General features: G+C 36.6%; 9 protein-coding genes. 4 read left to right on the top strand and 5 right to left on the bottom strand.

Translation table 11 applies throughout. From position 1 onward, the window contains the following. Nucleotides 1–51 precede the first annotated feature (51 nt). From AC3DU7_RS08780 to AC3DU7_RS08770, 3 genes are all read right to left on the bottom strand, one after another. On the bottom strand, nucleotides 52–369 hold the full coding sequence (locus tag AC3DU7_RS08780) for a transposase (protein ID WP_488038972.1): 318 nt from the start codon (nucleotides 367–369) through the stop codon (nucleotides 52–54). A 200-nt stretch (nucleotides 370–569) separates the two neighbouring features. Beyond that, entirely contained in the window at nucleotides 570–914 is a 345-nt protein-coding gene (locus AC3DU7_RS08775; protein WP_488038970.1) for a winged helix-turn-helix domain-containing protein, read from the bottom strand. Nucleotides 915–1,388: 474 nt separating this feature from the next. Beyond that, a complete protein-coding gene (locus AC3DU7_RS08770) occupies nucleotides 1,389–1,850 on the bottom strand; it encodes a hypothetical protein (protein WP_488038969.1) in 462 nt (153 codons plus the stop codon). Nucleotides 1,851–2,371: 521 nt separating this feature from the next. On the opposite strand from AC3DU7_RS08770, the gene era reads away from it, so the two are divergent. Further along, complete coding sequence (gene era / locus AC3DU7_RS08765; RefSeq protein WP_488038968.1) at nucleotides 2,372–3,304, top strand: GTPase Era; 933 nt, start codon at nucleotides 2,372–2,374, stop codon at nucleotides 3,302–3,304. Nucleotides 3,305–3,954: 650 nt separating this feature from the next. On the opposite strand, the gene AC3DU7_RS08760 is transcribed toward era, so the two are convergent. Together AC3DU7_RS08760 and AC3DU7_RS08755 are read right to left on the bottom strand one after the other, a co-directional pair. After that, entirely contained in the window at nucleotides 3,955–4,434 is a 480-nt protein-coding gene (locus AC3DU7_RS08760; RefSeq protein WP_488038967.1) for a hypothetical protein, read from the bottom strand. 317 nt (nucleotides 4,435–4,751) lie between these two features. Then, nucleotides 4,752–5,009 (bottom strand): hypothetical protein, encoded by a 258-nt coding sequence (locus AC3DU7_RS08755; protein WP_488038966.1) that lies wholly within the window; start codon nucleotides 5,007–5,009, stop codon nucleotides 4,752–4,754. Between the two features lie 548 nt (nucleotides 5,010–5,557). Here AC3DU7_RS08755 and AC3DU7_RS08750 point away from each other — a divergent pair. The 3 genes from AC3DU7_RS08750 to bchB form a co-directional block, all read left to right on the top strand. Further along, on the top strand, nucleotides 5,558–6,646 hold the full coding sequence (locus AC3DU7_RS08750) for an N-acetyltransferase DgcN family protein (protein WP_488038965.1): 1,089 nt from the start codon (nucleotides 5,558–5,560) through the stop codon (nucleotides 6,644–6,646). A 285-nt stretch (nucleotides 6,647–6,931) separates the two neighbouring features. Beyond that, entirely contained in the window at nucleotides 6,932–7,468 is a 537-nt protein-coding gene (locus AC3DU7_RS08745; protein WP_488038971.1) for a tetratricopeptide repeat protein, read from the top strand. Nucleotides 7,469–7,790: 322 nt separating this feature from the next. Next, the coding region (gene bchB, locus AC3DU7_RS08740) for a ferredoxin:protochlorophyllide reductase (ATP-dependent) subunit B (protein WP_488038964.1) at nucleotides 7,791–8,941 on the top strand (1,151 nt) is incomplete at its 3' end.

Genomic DNA, 8,941 nt, shown 5'->3' with positions numbered 1-8,941 from the left:
ATAGGTAATATCATGTCCGGTAGCATCGTTTGTGTAAAACCTGAGCGATCGCTACTTTTCAAGCACTTGATAGATTATCAGTAGGCTACCAACGAAAACAAGTGAGACCTTGAATGAGCGATTGCCTCCGGCACGTTTCACGAACGCTGTTTCATTAATTACTGGCCAGAGTCGTTCGGCTGGTTGTAGTTCTGGTGTATGGGGTGGTAAGAACTCCAAATGCAATCCCTGTGGAACTTTCAGTTTTTGACTACTGTGCCAACCTGCTCTGTCTAGCACTAATATCATGTGCTTATTTTTTCTGTTACCAAAATGTTGAGCGAAGTCAGCCAACACTTGGTTAAAAACAGTAATATTGACCTTGGGCAAAAGCCACCAGTTAGTTTGCTCCTGATTGGGGATGTACAAATCCGTAGACCCAGAACCACTGAAAACGCCAGTTCACCTCTGCAGTTGGTTGTACTCCCACAGGTGTCCATACTCGTCGGAAAATTGGCTTGAGGCACAAACGATGTTCATCTATTGCCCAGAGTTCTATAGTAGCCTCTGGATATTCAGCTTTTAATTGTTCAAATCGGTAGCAGAGTTTTTTTCCATTCTTCTTGTTCGGTTGGGGTTGCCGATTTCTGATGCTCTGGTCGAGGGATTCGTAATCTATATCTCATTGAGCGTAAATATTCCCATCCCCTGCGCCGATCAACTCGATGGTCAATTAATTCTGTTAACCAATCTCCTACCTTGCGCCCATTCCATAATCCTCCATCCGGTGCTTTCTCTTGGAGGGCCATTTCTAGTTGGACTTGCCGTTCATCTGAGAGGAATCCTGTTGGCCCTGGATGTTGATGGTGACGATCTACCAATCCTTCTTTACCCTGCTGATTGTAGCGACGTGCAATTTGACGAATCGCCTCCAAACAATAGCCTGTGACTGAAGAAACTTATGAGTGTTGTTTTTCCTTTTGCGCTTAAGCCAAATGATTTGGTATCTAGTCCTTTCTATTGGGTCATAGGTAGCTCGGTAGTTTCTTTCTAGTTCATCTACACTTAGGTGTTCTTGGATACTTAAGCGTCTTGGCATAATGGCGATCGCTCCGGGGAATTATTTTTCTCCTCTTCTATTATACACAAACGATGCTACCGGACATGATATAAGAGGTAATTAGGGCTTGCTGATTAAATATCAAATCTTTGTCTCAAAAAGTGTCAGCTTTTCAGTGGAAAAAGTTCAAAAAGCTAATATTTTGGGATGATTATGGCAGAACAATCTTGGGACAACTTTTCCGACTGCTATATCCCATTTCTCCTGACTCCTGACTCCTAACCCCTAACCCTACCAAAAGACTTTTTCAGCAAGCCTTAATTATTAATTATTAATTATTAATTATTTGTTACCTACAAACAGCACGGTTGTTAGCATTTAGAACTATTGTACCTTCTACTCCATTAATAATGACTGGATTGCCTGTACTAACCCTCAGTAATCGTGGTTTTTTATTCAGACATTCTGTAACCTCTTCTCCCCATGTTTGTATAGAAGCAGTATACTCCGCTCTGTAACGCAAAAGCTCATCTAGAGTAATTCCAGTGGGTATAGGAGGTAGGTTGTTAACAAAAGCATCAGTTATTGGATAATCTGTACTGATGCTGTCATCAACATCAACTTCAGTAATAATTGGAAAATCAAATCTTCTGGGTAAGGTTCTGTACGGAATAGACAAATCGGGTAATGGATAATATTCTTCCTTACCAGATTTGTAGTCAAAATCAGATGGTATTGCCAAAGCTGCCAGAGGTAAATTTGCAACTACTAAAGCACAAACACTTCCTAATAATGTAGAAAATTTTTTCATTTTTTCCTAGTTCTAGATTGATTTAATTGAGATATCAACTAACAAGTTAGTTCGCCAAATCTTTAAAATTTCTAAAGTTAGTTTCTGCCCTTGATGCTTTTGATCGTCTAACTAGAGATAAGTCAAAAGTAACTGGCGAACAACTCAAACAAGGCAAAATTATCATACTCTACAAAATACTGTAAAATTAAACAGTATATTTTAATAAAGTAAGATCTTTTTATATAGCATAAGGAAGAAGGAAAAATTTGACGTTGCCTGATTTTTACCTTTTCTTTGACTGCTAAAATTATTCAGCTTTATACTACTACATGAATTAGATTAATGTAGGCACTGAAGTTAATATATGACTGATGATGTGTAACTTTAGACTCACACAACATAATATACTTTAATCCTTGTATTTTGATAATATTCTTATAATCACAAGAAAAATGTATAGTATCTATCAGTTAATATCAAAAAAATTTTACTTAATAAGTTGTTATTTTTGAAATATATAAAATTAAAGAAATACAAAAATGGAATTACCCACAAGTATGATAATTCCTGTAGCACCTGCGGGATATAAATCTGGATTTGTTGGTATAATAGGACGGCCTAATGTTGGCAAATCTACTTTAATGAATCAACTGGTAGGGCAAAAAATTGCTATTACTTCCCCAGTTGCTCAAACTACTCGTAATCGTCTGCGTGGTATTTTGACTACAGAAGCAGCGCAGATGATTTTTGTTGATACTCCTGGTATTCATAAACCTCATCACCAATTGGGCAAAGTATTAGTTCAAAATGCTAAAATAGCAATCCAATCTGTGGATGTAGTTTTGCTGGTAGTGGATGGGTCAGTAATAGCTGGTGGAGGCGATCGATATATTATAGATTTACTCAACAAAACAGATACTCCTGTGATTCTAGGTTTGAATAAATTAGACTTACAACCTCAAGACGATCGGGAAATAGAAGCTAGTTATCATCAGTCGATCGCTCCTCACTCCTGGCAGATAGTTAAATTTTCTGCTCTTACAGGGGAAGGAGTAGAAGGACTACAAGATTTGTTGATTGAACATCTTGAACCTGGACCTTATTATTATCCTCCTGACTTAGTAACAGACCAACCAGAACGGTTTATTATGGGGGAATTGATCCGAGAACAAATTTTACTTTTGACTCGTGAAGAGGTACCTCATTCAGTAGCGATCGCTATTGATAGAGTAGAAGAGGAAACAACTATTAGTCGTATTCTTGCTACTATTCATGTTGAACGCTCATCCCAGAAAGGAATTATTATCGGTAAAGGCGGGAATATGTTGAAAGCTATTGGTAGCGCAGCACGTCAACAAATTCAAAAGTTAATTGCTGGCAAAGTGTATTTGGAATTATTTGTAAAAGTTCAATCTAAATGGCGACAGTCTCGAATTCAATTAGCAGAATTGGGTTATCAAGTTGAAGAATAAAATAAATTATACACTAGTTATAGGAGGATAAGTAGGTAGGTGCAAATAAACGTCACTATCTAACAAAATGTTTATGAATATGACTCCCTTGAGATTGCTTCCTTCCAATGCGTTCCAGTCGCAATGACGTAGTGGTAAATTTGCTCACCTACCTACTTAATTGATATGATTTTATATGGTATCAAACCTATTTATTCTGACTTATGACTCCTAAGAAATAACCTATTTATTTGTAGCAGATATTTATCGCGTTTGGTATTAATTACTTTCTATAGCAATCAGGAATCAGTTGTGAGAATTGAGGTGTTCCTTAAAAGTATGGAATATATCAATTATGATATTCATATGATACGTTTTTTTCTTCTTCTCTGTTCCCTGTTCCCTAAAAGTTTCCAATATCTCACAACTCAAATCATATTGCTATATCTCAAATACAAAGTTTATTAGTATATAACATATGGATATAAATAATCAATTTTCTATACTCTTCAGTAATAAATTGATTAATGATGAATTTCATTACTTATATCTATAGTGTTTCTCAGACTAATTAGGCACACCTATCTTTATTTCTATTCTTTCTATTCCCTGTTACCTATTCCCTAAAACAAACGAATTTTTACTTCATCAGTATAGTAATTGCTATATATTTATCCTAATATATTGTCTTGGTTTAATTGAGGTTTAACTACTATTTCTTTTTCATAGACAAATCCCCAATAAAAACATTTGTTCCTCGGTAATATTCTCAGTTCTTTAATAGATAAAAATTCGAGATTACTCGGCATAGGAATATAAAAACAATCTAGACTAAACCAGCGCTTACAGGTATTACCTAGTGGTACTCTAATTTGATTATCTTTCAGCTTTAATGCTTGTTTGGGGTAACTAACTGTAGCCATTCCCCCTTTTTTTCTGTAGTTAGGAATCCTTGGTCTGTCTGAGATTTTTCCTGAACTATAGGCAATTATAAGACCATAATAAGAGCGAAATGATTCAGCTACAGTTCTCAATATTTGTTGTGCTGAAGAGCGAATATAAAACTTTGTAATGATAGTTGTGTTTATAAACTTTTTCCAAGTCAAACTTGCCCAGAGTTTTGTGAGACTTAAAATATAATTGCCGACCATAATATATTCCCATGTTAGTGAGCTTGTGAGACTGTTCACACAAGAATGTTAAAATAGCAATAAGGTCGGGATTTTTACCTACTAAAACTTGCTGACAACTGTACATTTCAAACAGGGGCTGGAAAATTTATTGTGGTTAATAATAGCACAAGACCACTTTAGTTATCTAGTCTAAACGACTCGGTTGTTTCCATCCCCCGGTTAAAACACGGGGGCCTTCAACGTGGCTCTTCGGTAAAATAAAATACATTGGATTAAAATCCGACTCCTCACCTTTCATCCATCGCTTAAAAGACGATGGTTTTCATGCTCCCGTGTTATTTAGGTAATTTCTCCTTCATCTTCTGGGGAATCATAACGATATCAATAGCGTGTTTAAAACCTCGAATATTAATAAAACCCATACGGAATGTTAGTAATATTGCTCCTAAAATTAACCACAATACAATTAGTGGGAAACCAGCAATATCAAAGAAGATAATTTTTTCTAGGATGGCTACTAACTTTTGAAAAATCCCATCAATAGCACTAAAAATATTAGTATTTTCGACCTTTGTGACAGCTAAGACAGTCATTTCAGTTATCAGTTATCAGTTATCAGTACCTCTGCAATAAGGAAGCAAGAAAATACGGAATTCTATTTTCTCTTGGTCGATTAGAGATGGCGAGGAAACCCGCTCTTATCAGAGCCACTCCGAAGATCGCCATATCTCGACCGCTTTTTATCTCCTTAAAAGGGGAGGCGCATACCCACAATTTATCGGTAAAATTTACTGTAGTAATAAATATTATGGACAACAGCATATTTTTCACTAATTTTTGAGGCAAATTTTACATTTAATTATGTCTGATGGGCAAAAATAATAATATATATCATTAAATATATTCATGGATTTCTTATTTTTCAATATACAATCAGGAACATCGATAAAAAATATATTTTTAAAAATTATTACACTATTTTTAATGAATGCTAGTTTAAACTAAATACTATAGTTAAGGATACAAAGATTTGTAAATTACCTATACAGATTTTAAGTTATAAAAGGATCTCTATTTGTATTCTAGGTTCATGATTAACTATTACTTGTACTTACAAAGAAAATTTATTCGTTAAAAAACCATGACTACAGAAAATACACAATCAAAAGTTCAAAATAGTAAAATAGCAATTCTTCTACACAATGGCATTCAGGGTTCATCTGGCAAAACTGGCTTGTCACTACTACGCTACAGTCAAGCAGAAATTGTTGCCGTCATCGATCGCCAATGTGCCGGAAAATCATTACCCGAACTCACTAAAATTCCCCGCGACATACCAATAGTTGCTTCCGTTGCCGAAGCGCTCGCTTTTGACCCAGAAGTATTAGTCATAGGTATTGCTCCTTCAGGCGGTGCTTTACCTGATGAATGGTTTGGAGAAATCAAACAAGCTGTTACTTCTGGGTTATCAGTAGTCAACGGTTTGCATAGCCCTCTGGCAAATCATCCAGAAATTCAACCACTGTTGCAACCTACGCAATGGATATGGGATGTGCGTCAGGAACCTCCAGAATTAATTATTGCCAGTGGGAAAGCTAGAACACTTTCTTGTCGCCGAGTCTTAACAGTGGGGACTGATATGGCGATCGGTAAAATGTCTACCAGTTTAGAACTCAATGCCACAGCTCAACGCCGAGGTTTCAACTCTAAATTCCTCGCTACAGGACAAGCAGGTTTAATGATTGCTGGCAATGGTATTGCCTTAGATGCAGTGCGAGTTGACTTTGCTGCCGGAGCAGTGGAACAAATGGTTATGCAGTTTGGCAAGACCCACGACTTACTGATTATTGAAGGCCAAGGTTCCCTATTGCATCCTGGTTCCACTGCTACTCTCCCACTATTACGCGGTACTCAACCTACGGATTTAATCTTGGTGCATCGTGCTCATCAAACTCATATTCGCAATCATCCCAGTGTTTTGATTCCACCATTACCTATAGTAATTCAGTTGTATGAGATGGTGGCTGCTGCTGGTGGCGTTATGAAACCTGCGCGAGTTGTTGGTATTGCTATGAATACTTTTCATTTAGATGAAGTGACAGCTAAAGAAGCGATCGCTAAAATAGAAACAGAAACTGGTTTGCCTTGCACTGATCCAGTGCGTTTTGGTGCGGATTTATTACTGGATGCAGTTATTGGAAGTAATAAGACCGTTTCACAGAAGTTATAAGTTGTAAGTCAAAAGGCAAAAATAAAAAGTCAAAAGTAAGATTTGATCGGCTATCTCGTCAATCAAAATTTTGGAATTCAAGAAAATATTAAGAATAATTACAGGATAGATAATCATATGTTTATTTGTGTTTATTTGTGAGAGGCTGCGGAGAAAATCTGTTTTATTTATAGAGGCTCGATCTATATGTCCAATGAAGCTGAAGAGTTATTACAAAAAGGTCTAGAAGAAACATAAGATGGCAATTTTGAGGAAGGACTTGCTGCTTTAGATAAAGCATTTGAACTGGAACCAGACTACTTTAGTCAATTTGTTCCAATTAACACTAGAGGCAGTGCCCTTTTAGGTTTAGAAAGATATGAAGAAGCCCTTGCTATGTATGAGCAGGCATTGCAACAACCAGAGGATTCTTTTGATACTTATACAGGATGGAGAAACAAAGGGTTAACTCTGAGTGCTTTAGAAAGGTATGAAGAAGCTCTTGAATGTCATAATCAGGCTCTTGAATGGTACGAGACATCTGTTAAAGAAGGTAAAACTTTGAGAGATAGAGATGATTTAGCACCTCTTTGGGAAGATAAAGGATGGGCTTTGGTGAATTTTGACAAATATGATAAAGCGATTGAATGTATCCCAGATGATGGGTGGCTTTTCTATAATAAAGTTTGCTGTTATGCTTTACAAAATAAAATAGACCAGAGTCTTGAAAATTTAGAACAAGCTATTAATTTAGAACCTGAAGTAAAAGACTGGGTAAAAGAAGACCCAGATTGTGAAAACATTAGTTCCGATCCACGATTTGAGGCATTAGTTTCCAATTAGTTATATTTCTAAAAAAATTATTAATTAATATTTTTGTGAAGGGCGATCGCATACTTTAGATGAGCGATCGCTTTTTCGTTATACCCATGTCAAAAAAATGTCAACCTTTTCTGCCCGTAATTAACAGAAATTAACTTAAAAATTAAGAATACTTAAATAAAACAAAATTTTATTGCTTTACTGACAAACTAAGTTTCTTGTTGATGGAATAACCTGAAAAAATATTGTTCAAAAAGTCTCATTCAATAAATAAAAACATCAAAATCTGAGACAATCAAATTAACAAATCCATAACAGTTAACAATAAAACGGAGAAAATTAGATGAAATTAGCCTACTGGATGTATGCAGGTCCCGCTCACATTGGCACTCTGCGTGTTGCCAGCTCTTTCAAAAACGTTCACGCCATAATGCACGCTCCTCTCGGTGATGATTACTTCAATGTCATGCGCTCCATGTTAGAAAGAGAACGAAATTATACACCCGTTACTGCTAGTGTAGTTGATCGTAACGTACTAGCACGAGGTTCTCAAGAAAAAGTAGTAGATAACATCGTCCGCAAAGACAAAGAAGAAACCCCAGATTTAATTGTTCTTACTCCCACCTGCACTTCTAGCATTTTACAAGAAGACTTAGAAAACTTTGTCGAACGCGCTCAACTTGATGCTAAAGGTGATGTAATGTTGGCAGATGTTAACCATTACCGTGTTAATGAACTCCAAGCAGCGGACAACACTTTGCAGCAAATAGTTAAATATTATATTGAGAAGGCGAAAAAGAAAGGAGAACTGCCAGAGGGGAAAACAGAAAAACCTTCTGTGAATATTATTGGCGTTTCTACCCTTGGTTTCCACAACCAACACGACTGCACCGAATTAAAACGCTTGATGGCAGACTTAGGTATCGAAGTTAATGAAGTTATTCCTGAAGGTGCTTCCGTTCATAACTTAAAAAATCTACCTCGTGCTTGGTTTAATCTCACTCCCTATCGCGAACTGGGGATAATGACTGCTAAATATTTAGAGTCAGAGTTTGGAACCCCTTATATTGATATTACTCCTATGGGTGTGGTGGAAACTGCTCGTTGCATTCGTAAAATTCAGCAAGTGGTTAATGCTCAAGGTGCTAATGTTGACTATGAAGAATTTATTGATAATCAAACTTTGCACGTTTCTCAAGCTGCTTGGTTTTCTCGTTCCATTGACTGTCAAAATTTAACTGGTAAGAAGGCGGTGGTATTTGGCGATAATACCCATGCTGCTGCCATGACAAAAATTTTGGCACGGGAAATGGGTATTCATGTGGTTTGGGCAGGTACTTATTGTAAATATGATGCTGACTGGTTTAGGGAACAGGTGAGTGAATATTGTGATGAGGTTTTAATTACTGAGGATAATGGTGAGATTGGGGATGCGATCGCTCGTGTGGAACCTTCAGCGATTTTTGGCACGCAAATGGAGCGTCATGTTGGTAA

It is taken from the genome of Okeania sp. (assembly GCF_983059655.1).
This window is presented reverse-complemented; position numbering and strand designations above follow the sequence as displayed.